The organism is Hydrogenophaga sp. FW305-3-2-15-A-LB1, assembly GCF_058787875.1.
Genome location: NZ_JBYTAE010000031.1, coordinates 36448 through 56224, shown reverse-complemented (window position 1 = coordinate 56224; position 19777 = coordinate 36448). Strand labels below are relative to the sequence as shown.

Here is a 19777-nt window from a genome sequence, read left to right as displayed (position 1 = left end):
GAGGAGTTGGGTGGGGCGGACCATGCGGGCATTTTGCGGCAAGGCGCCGCCGCGCGCTGACGCCCGCGCGGCGCAGGGCGGATAATCGATGGCCATGCACATCCGATTCACCAAGATGCAGGGCGCCGGCAACGATTTCGTCGTGCTTGACGAGACGCGAGGCCGCCTGGGCCTGAGCGCCGCGCAGTACCGCTTTCTGGCCGACCGCCACTTTGGTGTCGGTGCCGACCAGATCCTCAGCGTGCGCGCTTCGCCCGGGCGCGGGCTGGACTTCGAGTACGTGATCCACAACGCCGATGGCGGCCAGGTGGAGCAATGCGGCAACGGCGCGCGCTGCTTCGTGCGCTACGTGCACGACAAAGGCCTGAGCACGAAGAACCCGCTGCGCGTGAAGGTGATGAACGCCGAGCTGGAACTGAAGATGCACACCGATGGCCGCGTGACGGTGGACATGAGCCCCCCGGTGTTCGCGCTCGATCGCGTGCCTTTCAACGCCGAGGGCCTCACGCCCGAGCCCATGGGCGGCTTCGAGCGCTGGCCGCTGGCGCTGCCCTATGCCGGCGATGTGCCGGTGGCCGTGCTCTCCATGGGCAACCCGCACGCGGTGCTGCTGGTGGACGACGTGCAGGCCGCCCCGGTGCCGTCCTGGGGCCCCTGGATCGAAACGCACGAACGCTTTCCCCGCCGTGTCAACGCCGGTTTCCTGCAGGTCGTCAGCCGCAGCGAGGTGCGCCTGCGCGTGCACGAGCGCGGCGCGGGCGAGACCCTGGCTTGCGGCACGGGCGCCTGCGCCGCCGTGGTGGCCGGCATCCGCCTGGGCCTGCTCGACGAGCGGGTGGACGTGCACACCCGGGGCGGCGTGCTCACCATCGAGTGGCAGGACACCCCCAGCCACGACCAGCCGGTTTTCATGACCGGCCCCGCCACCACCGTTTTCGACGGTGAGATCGACATTCCCGACCTCGCCTGACCCCGCCACCGAACCGCACACGCCATGAACGCCAACCACATCCCGCCCATCACCGAAGACGACATCGCCAACTACCTGGCGAACACACCCGACTTCTTCGAGCGCCACGCCAGCCTGCTGGCGGCGGTGCAACTGACCAGCCCACACGGCCAGCGCGCGGTGAGCCTGCAGGAGCGCCAGGCCGAGATGCTGCGCGAGAAGATCCGGGGCCTGGAGCTCAAGGGCGCGGAGATGATCCGACACGGCAACGAGAACACCGTGATTGCCGACAAGCTGCAGCGCTGGACGCGCGAACTGCTGCTGACCCGCGACGCGCGCGAGCTGCCCGAGGTCACCACGAAGGCCATCGCCGACCATTTCCTGGTGCCGCAGGTGGCCATCAAGGTCTGGGACGTGGAGCCCGCGTACGCCGAGGAAGCCTTCGCCCAGGGCGCCAGCGACGACGTGAAGGCGTTTGCCTCGTCGCTTATGCGCCCGTACTGCGGAGCCAACCCGGGGCTGGAGGCGGCGCAGTGGCTGGCCGATTCGGCCTCGGCCGCCTCGCTGGCCCTGATTCCCCTGCGCGCGGGCATCGCGCCGCAAGCCTTTGGCCTGCTGGTGCTGGCCTCGCCCGACACCCAGCGCTTCGCGCCCGACATGGGCACCGACTTCCTCGAACGCATCGGTGAGCTGACCAGCGCGGCCCTGTCGCGCCTGCGCCCCCCGTACTGATTCTGGCGCCCATGAATCTGCCCGAGCGCTCCCTGGCTGGCCCGACCGGGACGGGCGACGATGCCGCGCTGGTGCAGGCCTACCTGAACCACGTCCGGGTGGAAAAGCGGCTGGCGGACCGCACCGTCATCCTGTACACGCTCGACCTGGAGCGCCTGACGGCCCATGCCCGCGAGGCCGGTGTGGCCCTCAGAGTCGTTCATAACGCCCACATCCGCCGCTGGATCGCGCAGATGCATGGCGCCGGGCGCAGCGCGCGCGGCATCGCGCTGATCCTTTCGGGCTGGCGCGGTTTTTATGTGTGGCTGGGCCGCCAGGGCCTCGTGGATCACAACCCGGTGCAGGACGTGCGCGCGCCCAAGGCCGGCAAGCCGCTGCCCAAGGCTTTGGGGGTGGACGATGCGGTGCAGCTGGCTTCGCACCAGGAGGCGTCGGACGACCCGGCCCTGGAAGCGCGCGACGCGTGCATCACCGAGTTGCTGTACGGCTGCGGCCTGCGCATCGGCGAGCTGGTGGGGCTGGACGTGGCCGCCAGTGGCAGCGCGCGCGGCTGGATCGATGCGCAGGACGGTGAGGCCCACGTGCTGGGCAAGGGCTCCAAGCGGCGCAGCGTGCCGGTGGGGCGCCAGGCGCTGGCGGCGCTCGCGGCGTGGCTGGCGCAGCGCGCGGCCTGGGCCGGCGAAGACCCCGCCCTGTTCATCGGTTCGCGCGGCCAGCGGCTGACGCCGCAGCACATCCGTGTGCGGCTCAAGCGCCGCTCCCTGCTGGCCGGGTTGTCCACGCCGGTGCACCCGCACATGCTGCGGCACTCGTTCGCGAGCCACGTGCTGCAGTCCAGCGGCGACCTGCGGGCGGTGCAGGAGCTGTTGGGCCACGCGAGCATCAGCACCACGCAGGTGTACACCCGGCTCGATTTCCAGCATCTCGCGCAGGTGTACGACGCGGCGCATCCGCGCGCGGGCAGCCGGGCCGGCCAGGCGCCCGAGCCGCTGACCGGCCAGCCTGTGGCGCCGGTGCCGCGCACCCCGCGTTCACGCTGAAGCATGCCCCCTGGTGGCCCTGGCCCGGGGCATTGCTTGTAGGATGCTGCACCGCCCCGAGCGACCGTTCCATTTCAATCTTCCGGAGACCTTCATGTTCAAGTTCCTCGCCGTGCTCAAGACCCTGATGCTGGGGGCCGTGCTGGCCACGTCCCTGCAGGCGCATGCCCAGGCCCAGGCCCAGCCGGCCGTCAAGGTGGTCTACCACCTGAGCGATGGCATTCCGCAGGCCACGCGCGCGATTCAGAACATCCGCAACCACCTGGCGGCGGACCCCACGGCCAAGATCGTGGTGGTGACGCACGGCGCGGGCATCGATTTCCTGCTGGACGGCGCCAACAACACGGCCGGCCAGCCGTTCTCCGGGGCGATCGGCGACCTGTCGGCCAAGGGGGTCGGCTTCTTTGTCTGCAACAACACTTTGGTGTCGCGCAACATCGATCCGGGCAAGGTGGCCATGGAAGCCAAGATCGTGCCTTCTGGCGTGGCGGAAGTCGCCCGCCTGCAGGCGCGTGAAGGCTTTGTTTATCTGCGGCCCTGAGTTTTTCTTTCTGAGACCTCGCGTCGGGCCGGTGGCGATGCCCGACTGCTCCGGCCCTGCTCGCGGGTGACTGCCCGGGTCCATCGCAACCCCCTCGTCAACACCAGGTTGGCACGCAGCCTCTGTGGCAACCGCGAATGGGGGCCTGCGCATTCGGGCATCGCCACCGTCCCGCAAGCAGCGCAGGCACACCACCGAGGGCGCGCCAAATTTTGTAGTGGGTCGGGTGGAGCGAACCGAGGAAAGCAACCCCATCAGGCCTGTTTTTTGCATATCCCGAAAGAGGCACAAAACGCGAGGGTGGCATACACTTCCCGGTTGCCCATTTCGCCACCCCCTCATCTGCCAGCGCCTGCCATGTCACTCATCCCCGCGACCATCCTCACCGGCTTCCTCGGCTCTGGGAAAACCACGCTGCTCAAGCGCGTGCTCAGCGAGGCACACGGCCAGAAGATCGCCGTGGTCGAAAACGAGTTCGGTGAAGAGAACATCGACAACGAAATCCTGGTGGCCGACACCACCGAAAACATCATCCAGATGAGCAACGGCTGCATCTGCTGCACCATCCGCGACGACCTGCGCGCCACGCTGCAGGACCTCGCACAGAAGAAACGCAAGGGCGAACTCGACTTCGAGCGCGTGGTTATCGAGACCACCGGGCTGGCCGATCCGGGCCCCGTGGCCCAGACCTTCTTCATGGACGACGAGATAGCCGAGCAATACCTGCTGGACTCCATCCTCACGCTGGTCGACGCCAAACACGCCGCCGAGCAACTCAACGAACGCCAGGAAGCCCGCCGCCAGGTGGGCTTTGCCGACCAGATATTCATCAGCAAGTCCGACCTCGTGAGCGAGGAAGACCTCGGCGCCCTCACGCACCGCCTCAAGCACATGAACCCGCGCGCCCCCATGCGCCCGGTGCATTTCGGCGACGTGGCGCTCAAGGAAGTGTTCGACCTGCGCGGCTTCAACCTCAACGCCAAGCTCGACATCGACCCCGACTTCCTCAAGGTCGATGACCACGATCACGCGCACGACCATGGCCACGACGACCATGCGCACGAGCACCACGACCACGAGCACGATGAGCACTGCAACCACCCCTCGCACCAGCACGACCACGGTGGCCATGGCCACCATCACCACCACGACGACGATGTGAAAAGCTTCGTCTACCGCGCCACGCGCCCGTTCAGCCCGGAAAAGCTCGAAGACTTCCTGGGCGCGATCGTGCAGGTGTATGGACCGCGCATGCTGCGCTACAAGGGCGTGCTGCACATGCAGGGCACCGACCGCAAGGTGATCTTCCAGGGTGTGCACCAGCTCATGGGCAGCGACCTCGGGCCCGTGTGGGCCGAAGGCGAGCCGCGCACCAGCAAGATGGTCTTCATCGGCATCGACCTGCCCAAGGACATCCTGGTGCAGGGCCTGGACCAGAGCCTGGTCTGATGATGGCGATGGGCCGTGACCCCTTAGCCCCCCGTTCCGATCGGAGCTGAACGTGCCGTTTGTCTCGCTTCTCCAACGACGGGCCCGGGCCCCGGTGCGGGATTCCGGGAGGAACAGGCGGGGCTCGTTACAATCGCGGCCCAAGTTGGCCGGCCGGCCGCCTTTGCGGGCACCGATCGACCAATGCCGAGAGCCGTTCGGCAATGAGGGTATAACGTCGCATCCGGCGGCCCACCGTGATGCATCTCGGGCCCAGCCCGCCGCAGCGCACCGCCCGAGATCCCGCTTCGTCAGTCACTGAGAGGAGACCCGTTGTGAAAGCCCCGGCAACCAGGACAGCGAAATCAGGCAAACCCGCCGCGTCGGGAGCCAAGGCACGCGCGTCGGCGGCGAAAAAGACCACAACGGTGGCCAAAACCCAGAAAACGGCCGCCAAGCCCGCAGCCAAACCCTCCAAACCCGTGGCCAAGGCCGCGGTCAAAACCGTTGCCAAGACCCCTCTGAAAACCCCCGCCAAGACCGACGCGAAGCCTGCCGCCAAAGCCAAGACCCCGGCCAAGCCGGTGGTGAAGGCAGCGGTCAAGGCGGTCGCCAAGGGCAAGGCGGTGGTGGCCAAGAAGTCACCCGCCCCCAAGGCCACGCCCGCCAAAACCGCCGCGCGCGCGCCGGTGAAGGCGGCCACCCCTGCGGTCAAACCGGCGGCCAAGGCCGCCCCCAAAGCAACGACCCAGTCCGCTGCCAAAGCGGCTGTATCCTCCGTGACCCCTTCGGTTCCCAAGGCCGCGCCTGCCGCAGCCCCTGCTTCCAAACCTTCCAGCGCCAAGCGCCCGGCGGCTCCCCCACCGGTCGTGGTGGAGCCCACCCCTCGCCCTCTGGGCAAGCGGGCGGCCAAAAAGGTCATGATGGAGCAGATGACGCAGGCCGCCGTGGTCCCCACCCACGCCCCAGACGCTGTCAAAGCGACTTTCTCCCATATGAATCAACGTGCCGTCATGACCCCTCCCGTGCCATCCTCCATCCAGAAAGACCCCAAGCGGGCCAACAACTGGAAGACCCTGCCGGTCGAGCAACTCACCGACCTGGACGTGCAAGCCATGCCCGACAGTGAGTACATGAGCGACCTGCAGCTGGCCTACTTCCGTCGCAAGCTGTCCCAGCTCAAGGCCGACATGCTGGCCAACGCTGGCGAAACCACCGAGCACCTGCGCGAAGACACCGTGGTCGTGCCCGATCCGGCCGACCGCGCGACGATCGAAGAAGAACACGCGCTCGAATTGCGCACCCGGGACCGGGAACGCAAACTGCTGAAGAAGATCGAACAGGCGATCGCGCGCATCGACTCCGGCGACTACGGTTACTGCGAAGAAACCGGCGAGCCCATCGGTGTCGGTCGCCTGATGGCCCGGCCCACCGCCAGCCTTTCGCTCGAAGCCCAGCAGCGCCGGGAGCTCAAGCAGAAGATGTTCGGGGACTGAGCCCAGTTCCTCGCCGTTCGTTTCAGTTTCCGTTTCATTTCCGGTACCGACTTTCCATGTCCAAGGACGACTCCAGCGGCGGCTTCCTGTCCAAGGTGGTGAAGTTCGTGCGCCATCCGACCACCAGCTGGTCGGACCTGGACACCCGGACGGCCGATCGCGAGAGCGAGTACAGCAAGGCCGCGCTCAAGGAAATGATCGAGCGCAAGCGGCGCAACGACTTCGTGCGCAAGCGCGAGTTCGACATGCTGCGCAAGATCCGCAGCCGCGAGGGCACCGGGGCCGAAGGGCCCGGCATGCGTCCTTCGTTCTTCCAGAGCAGCCTGCCGTCCAAGCCGGACGACCGGGCCGAGACCCTGAAGAAGATCGATGAGATCGAGGCCCAGATGTCGATGCAGTGGTGGAAGACCAAGGGGCCCGATTCCCTGGTCAGCACCGGCTCCGGCCTGAACACCGGCACCCACGGCCCTGGCAACCTTGCCTCCGCCAAATCCAAGCAGGTGCCCCTGGCGCCCAGCGTGCCCGAGTCCAGCGTCCGGCAGCGCAAGGCGCAGTACGACGAGACCGAACCCGGTCCCTTGCCCAATCCGACCGCCTCCGCGCCTGCGACGGTGCAGTCGCTGGACATCCCGGCGCTGAACATCCCGGCGTCCGCCTCGGCGCCCGCTGCCCTGCGCAAGAGCTGGAGCCCGGCGCAGGAACGCGAGGTGGCGTCCGCCGCCCCGCCGCCGCCTCCACAGCCGCCTGCGCGCACCGGCTTGGTGGCGCCCACGGCCACGAACGAGCACCGCAGTTCGGGCCAGGAGTTCTCGGCCTCGCATTTCTACGCCCTGGATGTGCAGGAGATCGCGCAGGACCCCGAAGTGGAGGAGGCCGCGATCCGTTTTGCCAACGGCGACGACGCCGGGGCGGAGCAGGGCCTGCTGGAGGTCTTGGGTGAGGGGGGCGCCAAAGCCGACGAAAAGGAAGACTGGCTGGCCCTGTTCGACCTGTACCGCGCCACGGGACAGCTCGCCCCCTTCGAGAGCCGCGCGGTGGATTTCGTCAACCGCTTCAGCCGTTCCGCGCCCCAGTGGTACGACATGCCCGAGACCGTGGCCGGCATGACCGGCAAGGTCTATGTGCCCTCCACCGGCCACAACCGCGCGGTGTGGGTGAGCGAGCCGGAACTGGACGCGCACGCGGTGGGCACCCTGCAGAACGTGCTGTTGCGCGCGGCACAGCCCTGGGTGCTCGACTGGACGCCGCTCGAAAGCATGGATCTCAAGGCGGCGCGCGCGCTGCTGGGCATCTTCACCTTGTGGGGCGACCAGGAAGTGGAGTTGCGCTTCCAGGGGTCGTCGCCGTTCCGGGACTTGCTCAAGAGCCAGACGCCCTCGGGCCGCCGCGACGTCGAACAGCTCTGGTGGGAGTTGCGCATGGCGGTGCTGCGCGTCATGAACCGGCCGGACGAGTTCGAACTCACCGCGCTCGATTTCTGCGTGACCTACGAGGTGTCGCCACCGGGTTGGGAAAAGCCGCGCTGCTACTACTCGTCGCAGTCGGCGGACAGGCCCGGCGAGGCCGGCCAATCGGTGCTGGGCGAGTCCGTGCTGGAGCAGGTGGCGTCGGGCTTCCCGCACAGCGAATCGGTGCTTGACAGCGAAGCGGGTGACTACAGCCAACTGGGTCTGGTCGAGCTCTCGGGCGAGATCCGAGGCGATCCGCAGGTCACGCTCGAAGCGCTGGAGCGCAAGCTCAAGGGCGCCGACGTGCTCATCATTTCCTGCCGCAACCTGATCCGGGTCGACTTTTCGGCCGCGGGCACCTTGCTCAACTGGGTGTCGAACCACCATGCCGAAGGGCGTGTGGTGCAGTTCGTGGACGCGCACCGACTGGTGTCGGCGTTCTTCCACGTGATCGGCATCACTGAATACGCCAAGGTGGTCGTCCGCATCGACTGACCGAGGCCGCTGCCGGCCCTCCTTGCATTTCTGTTGCACAAACGCGCGCGCCGCCGTTGCAATCGCACAGACCGTCCTCAACTGAAGCGCCATGGAATCATTTCACGGAACCACCATCGTCTGCGTGCGGCGCGAGACACCCCAGGGCGTGCAGGTCGCCATCGGCGGTGACGGCCAGGTCACGCTGGGCCACATCGTCGTCAAGGGCACGGCCCGCAAGGTGCGCAAGCTCTACCGCGACCAGGTGCTCGCGGGTTTTGCCGGCGCCACCGCCGACGCCTTTACATTGTTCGAGCGCTTCGAAGCCAAGCTCGAGAAGCACCAGGGCCACCTGGTGCGCGCGGCCATCGAACTCACGCGCGACTGGCGCACCGACCGCGTGCTGCGCCGCTTGGAGGCCATGCTCGCGGTGGCCGATCACAGCGCTTCGCTGATCATCACCGGCAACGGCGACGTGCTCGAACCCGAGCACGGCATCGTGGCCATTGGCTCGGGCGGCGCTTACGCGCAGGCCGCGGCCAAGGCCCTGATCGACCACACCGACCTCAGCGCGGAAGAGGTGGTGCGCAAGTCGCTCGCGATCGCGGGCGAGCTGTGCATCTACACCAACATGAACCACACCGTGGAGGTTTTGTAATGTCCTCCATGACGCCCCAGGAAATCGTTTCCGAACTCGACCGTTTCATCATCGGCCAGAAGGGCGCCAAGCGCGCCGTGGCCATCGCCTTGCGCAACCGCTGGCGCCGCCAGCAGGTCGATGAAAAGCTGCGACCCGAGATCACGCCCAAGAACATCCTGATGATCGGACCCACCGGTGTGGGCAAGACCGAGATCGCGCGCCGCCTGGCCCGACTGGCCGATGCGCCCTTCATCAAGGTCGAGGCCACCAAGTTCACCGAGGTGGGCTATGTGGGCAAGGACGTGGACAGCATCATCCGCGACTTGGCCGACATCGCGATCAAGCAGACGCGAGAGGTCGAGATGCGCAAGCAGCGCACCCGCGCCGAAGACGCCGCCGAGGACCGCATCCTGGATGTGCTCATTCCGCCGCCGCGCGGCGTGGCGGGCGAGCCGTCCGCCGTGGCCACGCCGGAGGGCACCGCACGCCAGAACTTCCGCAAGAAGCTGCGCGAAGGCCAGCTCGACGAGCGCGACATCGAGATCGACCTGGCCGAGGCGCGGCCGTCGATGGAGATCATGGGCCCGGCCGGCATGGAAGAGATGGCCGAGCAACTGCGCGGCATGTTCAGCCAGATGGGAGCCGGCAAGCGCCAGACGCGCAAGCTCAAGATCGCCGAGGCCATGAAGCTGCTGATCGACGAAGAGGCGGGCAAGCTGGTCAACGAGGAAGAGATCAAGACCCGCGCGCTGCACAACGCCGAGCAGAACGGCATTGTGTTCATCGACGAGATCGACAAGGTCACTTCGCGCAGCGACGCGGGCGGGGCCGAGGTGTCGCGCCAGGGCGTGCAGCGCGACCTTCTGCCGCTGGTGGAGGGCACCACGGTGTCCACCAAATACGGTGTGGTCAAGACCGATCACATCCTCTTCATCGCCAGCGGTGCGTTCCACCTCGCGCGGCCGAGCGACCTGATCCCCGAACTGCAGGGCCGTTTTCCGATCCGCGTCGAGCTGCAGTCGCTGTCGGTGGAGGACTTCGAGGCCATCCTCACGCAGACCCATGCCTCGCTGGTGAAGCAGTACCAGGAGCTGCTGGCCACCGAAGGCGTGACGCTGGCCTTTGCACCCGACGGCATCCGCCGCCTCGCGCAGATCGCCTACGACGTGAACGAGCGCACCGAGAACATCGGTGCGCGCCGTCTCTCCACCGTGATGGAGCATTTGCTGGACGAGGTGAGCTTCGACGCCACGCGCCTGCAAGGCCAGACCATCACCATCGACGCGGCCTATGTGGACGCCCGCCTGGGCGAACTCAGCCGCAACGAAGACCTTTCGCGCTACATCCTCTGAAGTCTCTCAGGGCCTCGGCTTCGCGCCGAGTGCCCTTTCGGCCCGTCCGCACCCCGTGTCGCGGGCGTCGCGCCAGCCTTTTTCCTCCCACCTGATCATTCATACAGCCCTGCATGTAACAGGGTTTTGAAGCTTCACATGCAGTGCTTGTTGTAAGTGCTTGCTTTTAATGTGTTTTTGACCGCGATAAAGCTTCTAAATGCTTCCTAAGTGGTTGATTTCATTGAAAAAATGTGTAGCTGGCCCGTTGCGCGCCGGGTATTTCCTGATAAAGTGGAAAAAAGTGCAATTAAGTGGTGAAAAGTGTCTTCTAAGGGCTAAAAGCGGTGTTCCAGGGTGCGTCTTCTCTCAGTCTCGATGTGAAGGGCCGGCTGTCCATGCCGACCCGGCACCGGGACGCCCTGGGCGCGGCACTCACCATCACCAAGCACCCCCACGGCTGCCTCATGGTATTCCCCCGCAGCGCCTGGGAACAGTTCCGTGACCGCATCGCCTCCTTGCCCATGCAGGCGCAGTGGTGGAAGCGCATCTTTCTGGGCAATGCGATGGACGTGGACATGGACACCTCCGGTCGCGTGCTGGTCTCGCCTGAACTGCGCGCGGGCGCCGGCATCAGCAAGGACGTGGTCCTGCTGGGCATGGGCGCCTACTTCGAGCTGTGGGACGCGCAGGTCTATGCGGCGCAGGAAGCCGAAGCCATGAAGGCCGAGATGCCCGATGTCTTCAAGGACTTCTCTTTCTAAGGGCCATGGTGCAAGGCGCATGGAACCATCAAACCGTCCTGTTGAACGAGGCTGTGCAAGCCCTCGGCATCAACCCGGACGGGCACTACGTCGACGCCACTTTCGGGCGCGGCGGCCACTCCCGGCTGATCCTCGAGCAGTTGTCCCGCAAGGGGCGGCTGACCGTCTTCGACAAAGATCCTCAGGCGGTCCAGGCGGCAAAGGAACTGGCGGCCAGCGATGGCCGTTTTTCCATCCGGCACGAGGGGTTCAGCCACCTGGGCGAACTGGGCGATGCGAGCGCCGACGGCCTGCTGATGGACCTGGGCGTGAGCTCCCCGCAGATCGACGACCCCGAACGGGGTTTTTCTTTTCGCCACGACGGACCTCTGGACATGCGCATGGACACCACGCGCGGCCAGAGCGTGGCTCAGTGGCTGGAGACGGCCGAGGTCTCAACCCTGTCGGAGGTCATTCGTGACTATGGCGAAGAACGGTTTGCTCAATCGATTGCAAAGGCGATTGATCGTCGCCGACAGGAACGGGGCCCTTTTCGAACCACCAGCGAGCTGGCCGAAGTCGTGGCTGGCGCGGTCAAAACCCGCGAGCCGGGCAAGGACCCTGCAACGCGCACATTTCAGGCTTTTCGGATTTTCATCAACGCCGAGCTTGAAGAGTTGCAACAAGCGCTAGAGGCCAGCCTGCACGTGTTGCGTCCCGGAGGAAAACTGGTGGTGATCAGCTTCCATTCGCTCGAAGACCGCATGGTCAAGCAGTTCATGGCGCGCCATTCGCGCGCCGTGGTGGACCGCCGCGTGCCTTTCGCCGAACCCGCGCCCATGGCCCTGTGCGGCCTCAAGCGCGTGATGCCTTCCGACGAGGAAGTCAAGGCCAATCCGCGCTCGCGCAGCGCCGTCATGCGCGTGGCCGAGCGCACGGAGGCGCCGGCATGATCCGCCTGAACCTCGTGCTGCTGGCGGCCGTGATCGCGAGCGCCTTCTACCTTGTGCACACCCAGTACGAATCGCGCCGGCTTTACACCGCGCTGGACCGCTCGCAGGCCCAGGCGCGCAAGCTGGAGTCCGAGCACGAGCAACTGCAGGTGCAGAAACGCGCCCAGGCCACGCCGGCGCGGGTGCAGCTGCTGGCCGCGCGCCAGTTGCAGATGCGCCCGGTGACGCCGGGCATCACGCAGTACGTCACCGTGTTCGAGCCGTCGCAGCCGGCGGCAACGAACCCCACGCCGGAGCGCTGACCATGGGGCGCAGCATCAACTACTCCGCGAGCCCCCTGCTGGCCAGCCGCACCCCGGTGTGGCGCAGCAAGTTCATCGTGGCCGCGCTGGCCGTGGCTTTCGCGGGCCTGGCCGGCCGCGCCGCCTACGTGCAGGTGTTCGGCAACGACTTCTTCCAGCGCCAGGGCGAAGTGCGTTTCGCACGCACGCTGGAACTGCCGGCCAACCGCGGCCGCGTGCTCGACCGCAACGGCCTGATCCTCGCGTCCAGCGTGGTCGCGCAAAGCATCTGGGCGATTCCTGAAGACGTGGACCGCGCCGAGCCCAAGCTGCGCCAGCTCGCCAAGCTGCTCGAGATGCCGCTGGCCGACCTGCGCAAGCGCCTGGCCGATGACGACAAGACCTTTGTCTGGATCAAGCGCCAGGTGGACGATCCGGTGGCCAAGGAGATCGCGGCGCTCGGCATCAAGGGCATCTACCAGCGCCGCGAGTACAAGCGCCAGTACCCCGAGGGCGAGGCCGCCGCGCACGTGGTGGGTTTCACCAACGTGGAAGACATCGGCCAGGAGGGCGTGGAACTCGCGTTCAACCAGCAGCTGGCCGGCAAGAGCGGCTCGCGCCGCGTAATCAAGGACCGGCTCGGCCGTGTGGTCGAGGACGTGCGCGACGTGGTGCCGCCGGTGGATGGCCCCGACCTGCAGCTGTCCATCGACAGCAAGGTGCAGTACTTCGCGTACCAGAAGCTCAAGGACGCGGTGCTGGCGCACAAGGCGCACGCCGGCAGCGTGATCGTGCTCGACACGGTCTCGGGCGAGGTGCTGGCCCTGGCCAACTACCCCAGCTACAACCCCAACCGGCGCCAGAACCTCACGGGCGAGCAGCTGCGCAACCGCGTGCTCACCGACAGTTTCGAACCCGGTTCGACCATGAAGCCCTTCATCGCCGCGCTGGCGCTGGAAAAGGGCCTGGTCACGCCCAACACCCCCATCCACACCGCGCCCGGCCGCATCACCATCGGCGGCTCGACGATCAGCGATTCGCACCCGAACGACGTGCTCACCGTGTCCCAGGTGATCCAGAAGTCCAGCAACGTGGGCACGGTCAAGATGGCCATGCAGATGAGCCCGCGCGAGATGTGGGAAACCTACGCGCAGGCCGGCTTCGGCCAGAAGCCGCAGGTGCCGTTCCCCGGTGCGGTCACGGGCCGCCTGCGTCCCTACAAAACGTGGCGCCCGATCGAGCAGGCCACCATGAGCTACGGCTACGGCCTGTCGGCCTCGCTGTTCCAGCTCGCGCAGGCCTACACCATCTTCGCGCGCGACGGCGAGCTGATTCCCCTGACCCTGCAGAAGTCCGACACCCAGACCGCCGGCGTGCGTGTGTTCAGCGCCAAGAACTCGATCGCCGTGCGCCAGATGCTCGGCCTGGCCGCCGGCCCGGGCGGCACCGGCTCGCGCGCCCAGACCATGGGCTATTCGGTGGGCGGCAAGAGCGGCACCGCGCACAAGCAGGAAGGCAAGGGTTACGCCGAGAAGAAGTACCGCAGCTGGTTCGTGGGCCTGGCGCCGGTGGAAGCGCCGCGCATTGTGGTCGCGGTGATGATCGACGAGCCCAGCAACGGGCAGTACTTCGGCGGCCTGGTGGCCGCGCCGGTGTTCAGCGAGACCGTGCAGCAGACCTTGCGCATCCTCGGCGTGCAGCCCGACATGAACGTGAAGCCGCAGATCGTCACCCACGTGGTGGAGGAGTCGTTCTGATGCTGCGCACCATCCAGGACCCCCAGGCCGTGGCCGACTGGCTGCGCGAGCGCGGCGTGCGTGCCCTGCACTGCGACAGCCGCCGCGTGGGCGCGGGCGATGGCTTCGTGGCCTGGCCGGGTGCGGCCACCGACGGGCGCCGCTTCGTGGCGGGCGCGCTCCAGGCCGGCGCCGTCGCGGCGCTGGTGGAGCACGAGGGCGCACCAAGCTATGGCTTCGACGGCGAACGCGTGCTGGCGGTGCCAGGCCTCAAGGCCTCGGCCGGCGCGATCGCCAGTGCCTTCCACGGCACGCCGAGCGCCGCCCTCGACATGGTGGCCATCACCGGCACCAACGGCAAGACCTCCACCGCCTGGTGGACGGCGCAGCTGCTGTCCTTCTGCGCCAAACCCTGCGCGGTGATCGGCACGCTGGGCATGGGGCGCCCGCCCCAGCCCGGCCAGGCGGAACGACCGCTGGTCGCCACCGGCCTGACCACGCCCGACCCCGTCATGCTGCAGGCCGAACTGCGCCGCTTCGTCGACACCGGCCTGAAGGCCTGCGCCATCGAGGCCTCGTCCATCGGCATTGTCGAAGGCCGGCTCAACGCCACGCAACTGCGCGTGGCCGTGTTCACCAATTTCACGCAGGACCACCTCGACTTCCACGGCAGCATGGAGGCCTACTGGACCGCCAAGGCCGGGCTGTTCGACTGGCCGGACCTGGCCAGCGCGGTGGTCAACATCGACGACGCCCGCGGCGCGGACCTGGCCGCCACGCTCGCTCGCCGGGGGCTGGACCTCTGGACCGTGGCCATCGAAGCCGGCCACCACGGGCGCGCGCGCCTGTTCGCGCAGGACCTGGCCTTCACCGACAGCGGCATGGCCCTGCAGGTTGGCGAGCGCGACGCGCGCGGCCGTACCCTGGCCCAGCACGCGCTGAGCCTGCCGCTGGTGGGCCGCTACAACGTGTCCAACCTGCTGTGCGTGCTGGCCAGCGCGCGCGCCCTCGGCGTGCCCCTGGCCGACGCCGTACAGGCCTGCGCCGCGCTCACGCCCGTGCCCGGCCGCATGGAGCAGGCCGCGGTCGGCCAGCCTGGTCAGCCGCTGGTGCTGGTGGACTACGCGCACACGCCCGACGCACTCGAAAAAGCCCTGCAGGCCCTGCAACCGCTGGCGCGCCAGCGCGGCGGCGCGCTCTGGGTGGTGGTGGGTTGCGGCGGCGACCGCGATGCCGGCAAGCGCCCGCTGATGGCCGCGGCCGCCGAGCGCGAGGCGCAGCGCCCGGTGCTCACCAGCGACAACCCGCGCAGCGAAGACCCGATGGCCATCCTGCGCCAGATGGTGGCCGGCCTCTCCTCGTCGGATGCCGCACTGGTCGAACCCGACCGCGCCCAGGCCATCGCCCTGGCGGTGGCGCGCGCCGAGGGGCGCGACGTGGTGCTGATCGCCGGCAAGGGCCACGAGGACTACCAGGACGTGATGGGCGTGAAGAAACCGTTTTCCGATCTGCAGCAGGCGCGCGCCGCGCTCGCGCAGCGCCACGGACAGGGGGCCCACGCATGAAGACCCTGGGCCAGCTCCTGCCGCAGCTCGACGGCGCCCGCGTGGTCGGCCAGCCCGATCTGCCGTTCACCCGCGTGCACACCGACACCCGCAGCCTGCAGCCGGGCGACCTCTTCGTGGCCCTGAAGGGCGAGCGCTTCGACGCGCACGACTTCCTGCCGCAGGCGCGAGGGCAGGGCGCGCTGGCCGCCATCGCCCACCAGGGCCTGGCCGAGTCCGGCCTGCCCGGCGTGGAAGTGCCCGACACCCGGCGCGCGCTCGGCGAGCTGTCGCGCCGCTGGCGCAGCCAGTTCGACCTGCCGCTGATCGCCGTGACCGGCAGCAACGGCAAGACCACGGTCACGCAGATGATCGCGTCCATCCTGCGCGCCGCCGCGGGCGAGGCCGCGCATGCCACCCAGGGCAACTTCAACAACGACATCGGCGTGCCGCTCACCCTGCTGCGCCTCACCGCCGCGCACCGCCTCTCGGTGGTGGAGCTGGGCATGAACCACCCGGGCGAGATCGCCGAACTCGCCGCGCTGGCGCTGCCCACGGTGACGCTGGTCAACAACGCGCAGCGCGAGCACCTGGAATTCATGGCCACGGTGGAAGCCGTGGCGCGCGAGAACGGACAGGTCATCCAGGCGCTGGGCGCCGACGGCGTGGCCGTGTTCCCCTCCGACGACACCTACACCCCGCTGTGGCGCGAGTTCGCCGGAGCGCGGCGGATCATCACCTTCAGCGACCGCGACGAGGCCGCCGATGTGAAGGCGCTCAAGACCGAGTGGGCCGAAGGCGCGTGGGCGCTGAGCTTCGCCTCGCCGCTGGGCGAAGCCTCGGCGCGCCTGCGCATCGCCGGCCGCCACAACGTGCGCAACGCCCTGGCGGCCACCGCCTGCGCCCTGGCCGCCGGTGTGCCGCTGGACGCCGTGGTGCGCGGCCTGGACGCATTCGAACCGGTGGGCGGGCGCTCGCGCGCCCTCGCGCTGCGCGTGAACGACCGCCACGTCACCCTGATCGACGACACCTACAACGCCAACCCCGACTCGGTGCGCGCCGCCATCGACGTGCTGGCCGAGCTGCCCGCGCCGCGCCTGCTGGTGCTGGGCGACATGGGCGAGGTCGGCGAACAGGGCCTGGCGTTCCACGACGAGGTGCTGCGCCACGCCCTGGCGCGCGGCATCGAGGCCGTGCACGTCGCGGGCGACTGGATGCGCCAGGCCAGCGCGCCCCTGCCCAAAATCATTCATTGGGTCGAAGTGCCAGCCCTGGCTGGCGCCGTCTGCGCCGCCGTGACCGACGACCGGCCGGTGTACCGCAGCGTGCTCGTCAAGGGCTCGCGCTTCATGCGCATGGAACGCGTGGTGCAGGCGCTGCTGGCGCTGGACCCCGCTCAAACAAGAGACAAGAAGGACAACGCCCATGCTGCCTAGCCTGGCCCTCTGGCTGCAAGGCCTGTCGCCCGAATTCGGATCCCTGCGGGTGTTCCAGTACCTCACCTTCCGCGCCGTGATGGCGGCCATGACCGCGCTGCTGGTCGGCCTGGTCGCGGGCCCGTACTTCATCCGGCGCCTGGCCGCGCTCAAGATCGGCCAGCCGATCCGCGAGTACGCCATGCAGACCCACCTGAGCAAGGGCGGCACGCCCACCATGGGCGGTGTGCTCATCCTGTTCTCGATCGCGCTGTCCACGCTGCTGTGGTTCGACCTCACCAACCGCTTCGTGTGGATCGTGCTGCTGGTGACCCTGGGTTTCGGTGCCATCGGCTGGGTGGACGACTGGCGCAAGGTGGTCAACAAGGACCCGGAAGGCATGCGCTCGCGCGAAAAGTACTTCTGGCAGTCGGTGATCGGCCTGGTGGCCGCGTTCTACCTGGTGTTCAGCGTGTCCGAGTCCAGCAACCTGCGCGTGCTCGAACTCTTCGTCGCCTGGGTGCGTTCGGGTTTCAGCGTGGACCTGCCGCCGCAGGCCGGCCTGCTGGTGCCCTTCTTCAAGGAAATCAGCTACCCGCTGGGCGTGTTCGGTTTCGTGATCATGACCTACCTGGTCATCGTCGGTTCGAGCAACGCCGTCAACCTCACCGACGGCCTCGACGGCCTGGCCATCATGCCGGTGGTCATGGTCGGCTCGGCGCTGGGCGTGTTCGCCTACGTCACCGGCAACACGGTGTTCGCGCGCTACCTGCTGCTGCCGCACATTCCCGGCGCGGGTGAGTTGCTGATCTTCTGCGCCGCCATGGCCGGCGCGGGCCTGGCTTTCCTGTGGTTCAACACCCACCCGGCGCAGGTGTTCATGGGCGACGTGGGCGCGCTCGCGCTGGGTGGCGCGCTGGGCACCATCGCCGTCATCGTGCGCCAGGAAATCGTGCTCGCCATCATGGGCGGCATCTTCGTGGTCGAGGCGCTGTCGGTGATGCTGCAGGTGAGCTGGTTCAAGTACACCAAGCGGCGCTACGGCACGGGCCGGCGCCTGTTCCAGATGGCGCCGCTGCACCACCACTTCGAGAAAAAGGGCTGGAAGGAGACGCAGGTCGTCGTGCGCTTCTGGATCATCACCATGCTGTTGTGCCTCGTGGGGCTGTCCACGCTCAAGCTGCGATGAATCAGCAGTCCGTCCTCATCCTCGGTCTGGGCGCCTCCGGCCTGGCCATGGCGCGCTGGTGCGTCCGCCAGGGCGCGCGCGTCACCGTGGCCGACACGCGCGAGACGCCGCCCCAGCTGGCGGTGCTGCGCGCCGAGTGCCCGGACGCGAATTTCGTGGCCGGACCATTCGACGACACGCTGCTGGCGCGCGCCGAGTGGAGCCTGATCGCGCGCAGCCCGGGCCTGGCGCCCGAGATGCTGCAGGGCGTGTTCGGCTGGGCAACGGAGCGCGGCGTGGCCGTGGTCGGTGAGCTCGACCTGTTCGCCCGCGCCCTGCGCGAACTCTCGCAGCGCGCGCGCCTGCCGTACAAGCCCAAGGTGTTGGGCATCACGGGCACCAATGGCAAGACCACCGTCACCTCGCTCACCGGCCTGCTGCTGCAGCGCGCCGGCCTGAACGTGGCCGTGGCCGGCAACATCGGCCCGGCCCTGCTCGACGTGCTGTCCGCCGCGCTGGACACCGAAGCCGTGGCGCAGGCGGCCGACGACGAACGCGCGGCGGCCGAAGAAGCGCAGGCGCAGGCCGAAGCGCAGGCCCAGATGGCCACCGAGGCCCCCGTGGCCGTCGAAGCCGAGGCCGTGCCCGCGGAAGACGCGGATGCCACGATCGACGAGGCCGATGAAGCCGTGGTCCCGGCAGACGCCGAGGCAGAAGACGAAGGCCCGACCCAGCTCGTGCCGCCGCCCGTGGAGCCCCCGCAGCCGGCGCACCTGCCCCAGGCCTGGGTGCTGGAACTCTCCAGCTTCCAGCTCGACGGCACCGCCGGTGGCGACTGGGACGGCGTGCCCACCGCGGCCACCGTGCTCAACCTCACCGAAGACCACCTGGACTGGCACGGCAACATGGCTGCCTACGCCCTGGCCAAGAAGGCGGTGTTCGGCGCGCAGGCCCTGATGCTGCTCAACCGCGACGACCCGCTGGTCATGGGCATGCAGCCCGGCCTGGTGACCGTGAAAGTGGGCAACCGCAACCGCCAGCAGAGCGCGCGCCCCTGGGCCAGCTTCGGCCTGGACGCGCCCACCCGCGCGGGCGACTGGGGCATCGAATCGGTCAATGGCATGGCCTGGCTGGTGCGCGCCCTGGCGCTGGACGAAACGCGCAAGCGCGGCCGTGGCGCCGAAGAAGACGAAGAGGTCTATTTCCAGCGCCTCATGCCTGTGGACGCGCTGCGCATCCGTGGCCGCCACAACGCGGCCAACGCCCTGGCCGCGCTCGCGCTGGCCACGTCCACCGGCGCCGCGCTCGGTCCCATGCTGCACGGCCTGCGCGAGTACCGCGGCGAGCCGCACCGCGTGGAACCCGTGGCCATCCTCGACGAGGTCGAGTACTTCGACGACAGCAAGGGCACCAATGTGGGTGCCACGCTGGCGGCCGTGCGCGGTCTGGGCGTGGACCGCCGGCTGGTCGTCATCCTGGGTGGCGATGGCAAGGGGCAGGACTTCCTGCCGCTGGCCGAGCCGCTGGCCCGCTTCGCGCGCGCCGTGGTCTACATCGGCCGCGACGCCGGCCGCATCCGCGAGGCCGTGGGCACCGCGCTGCAAGAGGCCGGGGTGCCCCAGCTCGATGCCGCCACGCTGCCCGACGCCGTCGCGCTCTGCGCGCAGCAGGCGCGCGCGGGCGATGCGGTGCTGATGTCGCCGGCCTGCGCCAGCCTGGACATGTTCGACAACTACATGCACCGCGCCCGCGTGTTCGTGGAAGCGGTGCACGCCCTGGCCGCCGAGCAGGGCCTGAGCCTGGAGGGGGGACTGTGAAGAAGAAAACCGCCGCCGCCGCCCAGGCCAACCGCGCCCCC

At 68.3% G+C, this 19777-nt stretch carries 17 protein-coding genes; all 17 read left to right on the top strand.

The window, feature by feature from the left end:
- The first annotated feature begins 94 nt into the window (after nt 1-94).
- The 17 genes from dapF to murD all read left to right on the top strand — a co-directional run bounded on the left by dapF (nt 95) and on the right by murD (nt 19736).
- Nucleotides 95-970, top strand: coding sequence for a diaminopimelate epimerase (dapF, locus tag AC3WPZ_RS11730; protein WP_492439659.1), 876 nt, complete (start codon nt 95-97; stop codon nt 968-970).
- Nucleotides 971-994: 24 nt separating this feature from the next.
- Nucleotides 995-1681 carry a DUF484 family protein gene (locus AC3WPZ_RS11725; protein WP_492434218.1) on the top strand — a complete coding sequence of 229 codons (687 nt, stop codon included), beginning with the start codon at nt 995-997 and terminating at the stop codon, nt 1679-1681.
- Nucleotides 1682-1692: 11 nt separating this feature from the next.
- Nucleotides 1693-2721 (top strand): tyrosine recombinase XerC, encoded by a 1029-nt coding sequence (locus tag AC3WPZ_RS11720; protein WP_492439657.1) that lies wholly within the window; start codon nt 1693-1695, stop codon nt 2719-2721.
- Between the two features lie 94 nt (nt 2722-2815).
- Nucleotides 2816-3262: a DsrE family protein gene (locus AC3WPZ_RS11715; RefSeq protein WP_492439655.1), complete on the top strand. Its 447-nt coding sequence runs from the start codon at nt 2816-2818 to the stop codon at nt 3260-3262.
- 357 nt (nt 3263-3619) lie between these two features.
- Entirely contained in the window at nt 3620-4711 is a 1092-nt protein-coding gene (locus AC3WPZ_RS11710; protein ID WP_492434224.1) for a CobW family GTP-binding protein, read from the top strand.
- A 314-nt stretch (nt 4712-5025) separates the two neighbouring features.
- Nucleotides 5026-6186 (top strand): RNA polymerase-binding protein DksA, encoded by a 1161-nt coding sequence (gene dksA, locus AC3WPZ_RS11705; RefSeq protein WP_444687339.1) that lies wholly within the window; start codon nt 5026-5028, stop codon nt 6184-6186.
- Nucleotides 6187-6242: 56 nt separating this feature from the next.
- Nucleotides 6243-8129, top strand: coding sequence for an STAS domain-containing protein (locus AC3WPZ_RS11700; RefSeq protein ID WP_444687338.1), 1887 nt, complete (start codon nt 6243-6245; stop codon nt 8127-8129).
- Between the two features lie 91 nt (nt 8130-8220).
- Nucleotides 8221-8766, top strand: a complete 546-nt coding sequence (gene hslV / locus AC3WPZ_RS11695; RefSeq protein ID WP_291118076.1) for an ATP-dependent protease subunit HslV — start codon at nt 8221-8223, stop codon at nt 8764-8766.
- The gene (hslU, locus tag AC3WPZ_RS11690) at nt 8766-10100 is read left to right on the top strand and encodes an ATP-dependent protease ATPase subunit HslU (protein WP_444687337.1); all 1335 of its coding nucleotides are present in this window, start codon (nt 8766-8768) and stop codon (nt 10098-10100) included. The genes hslV and hslU overlap by 1 nt, the downstream gene beginning before the upstream one ends.
- A gap of 326 nt (nt 10101-10426) precedes the next feature.
- Nucleotides 10427-10843, top strand: coding sequence for a division/cell wall cluster transcriptional repressor MraZ (gene mraZ, locus AC3WPZ_RS11685; RefSeq protein ID WP_291118081.1), 417 nt, complete (start codon nt 10427-10429; stop codon nt 10841-10843).
- A gap of 5 nt (nt 10844-10848) precedes the next feature.
- Complete coding sequence (gene rsmH, locus AC3WPZ_RS11680) at nt 10849-11775, top strand: 16S rRNA (cytosine(1402)-N(4))-methyltransferase RsmH (RefSeq protein ID WP_382154556.1); 927 nt, start codon at nt 10849-10851, stop codon at nt 11773-11775.
- The gene (ftsL, locus tag AC3WPZ_RS11675) at nt 11772-12077 is read left to right on the top strand and encodes a cell division protein FtsL (protein ID WP_291118087.1); all 306 of its coding nucleotides are present in this window, start codon (nt 11772-11774) and stop codon (nt 12075-12077) included. Before rsmH ends, ftsL begins: the two co-directional genes overlap by 4 nt.
- 2 nt (nt 12078-12079) lie before the next feature.
- Nucleotides 12080-13813 (top strand): peptidoglycan D,D-transpeptidase FtsI family protein, encoded by a 1734-nt coding sequence (locus AC3WPZ_RS11670; RefSeq protein WP_382154559.1) that lies wholly within the window; start codon nt 12080-12082, stop codon nt 13811-13813.
- Nucleotides 13813-15357 carry a UDP-N-acetylmuramoyl-L-alanyl-D-glutamate--2,6-diaminopimelate ligase gene (locus AC3WPZ_RS11665; RefSeq protein WP_492439653.1) on the top strand — a complete coding sequence of 515 codons (1545 nt, stop codon included), beginning with the start codon at nt 13813-13815 and terminating at the stop codon, nt 15355-15357. The genes AC3WPZ_RS11670 and AC3WPZ_RS11665 overlap by 1 nt, the downstream gene beginning before the upstream one ends.
- Nucleotides 15354-16772, top strand: a complete 1419-nt coding sequence (locus AC3WPZ_RS11660; RefSeq protein ID WP_492439651.1) for a UDP-N-acetylmuramoyl-tripeptide--D-alanyl-D-alanine ligase — start codon at nt 15354-15356, stop codon at nt 16770-16772. Before AC3WPZ_RS11665 ends, AC3WPZ_RS11660 begins: the two co-directional genes overlap by 4 nt.
- Nucleotides 16762-17940 (top strand): phospho-N-acetylmuramoyl-pentapeptide-transferase, encoded by a 1179-nt coding sequence (gene mraY, locus AC3WPZ_RS11655; RefSeq protein WP_382154568.1) that lies wholly within the window; start codon nt 16762-16764, stop codon nt 17938-17940. The genes AC3WPZ_RS11660 and mraY overlap by 11 nt, the downstream gene beginning before the upstream one ends.
- Nucleotides 17937-19736, top strand: coding sequence for a UDP-N-acetylmuramoyl-L-alanine--D-glutamate ligase (gene murD / locus AC3WPZ_RS11650; RefSeq protein ID WP_492439649.1), 1800 nt, complete (start codon nt 17937-17939; stop codon nt 19734-19736). The genes mraY and murD overlap by 4 nt, the downstream gene beginning before the upstream one ends.
- The last annotated feature ends 41 nt before the right edge of the window (nt 19737-19777 follow it).

Bases quoted from the DNA above. Each gene is read 5' to 3' on its own strand.
- dapF (WP_492439659.1), top strand. From the start codon at position 95: ATGCACATCCGATTCACCAAGATGCAGGGCGCCGGCAACGATTTCGTC.
- AC3WPZ_RS11725 (WP_492434218.1), top strand. From the start codon at position 995: ATGAACGCCAACCACATCCCGCCCATCACCGAAGACGACATCGCCAAC.
- AC3WPZ_RS11720 (WP_492439657.1), top strand. From the start codon at position 1,693: ATGAATCTGCCCGAGCGCTCCCTGGCTGGCCCGACCGGGACGGGCGAC.
- AC3WPZ_RS11715 (WP_492439655.1), top strand. From the start codon at position 2,816: ATGTTCAAGTTCCTCGCCGTGCTCAAGACCCTGATGCTGGGGGCCGTG.
- AC3WPZ_RS11710 (WP_492434224.1), top strand. From the start codon at position 3,620: ATGTCACTCATCCCCGCGACCATCCTCACCGGCTTCCTCGGCTCTGGG.
- AC3WPZ_RS11700 (WP_444687338.1), top strand. From the start codon at position 6,243: ATGTCCAAGGACGACTCCAGCGGCGGCTTCCTGTCCAAGGTGGTGAAG.
- hslV (WP_291118076.1), top strand. From the start codon at position 8,221: ATGGAATCATTTCACGGAACCACCATCGTCTGCGTGCGGCGCGAGACA.
- hslU (WP_444687337.1), top strand. From the start codon at position 8,766: ATGTCCTCCATGACGCCCCAGGAAATCGTTTCCGAACTCGACCGTTTC.
- rsmH (WP_382154556.1), top strand. From the start codon at position 10,849: ATGGTGCAAGGCGCATGGAACCATCAAACCGTCCTGTTGAACGAGGCT.
- ftsL (WP_291118087.1), top strand. From the start codon at position 11,772: ATGATCCGCCTGAACCTCGTGCTGCTGGCGGCCGTGATCGCGAGCGCC.
- AC3WPZ_RS11670 (WP_382154559.1), top strand. From the start codon at position 12,080: ATGGGGCGCAGCATCAACTACTCCGCGAGCCCCCTGCTGGCCAGCCGC.
- AC3WPZ_RS11665 (WP_492439653.1), top strand. From the start codon at position 13,813: ATGCTGCGCACCATCCAGGACCCCCAGGCCGTGGCCGACTGGCTGCGC.
- AC3WPZ_RS11660 (WP_492439651.1), top strand. From the start codon at position 15,354: ATGAAGACCCTGGGCCAGCTCCTGCCGCAGCTCGACGGCGCCCGCGTG.
- mraY (WP_382154568.1), top strand. From the start codon at position 16,762: ATGCTGCCTAGCCTGGCCCTCTGGCTGCAAGGCCTGTCGCCCGAATTC.
- murD (WP_492439649.1), top strand. From the start codon at position 17,937: ATGAATCAGCAGTCCGTCCTCATCCTCGGTCTGGGCGCCTCCGGCCTG.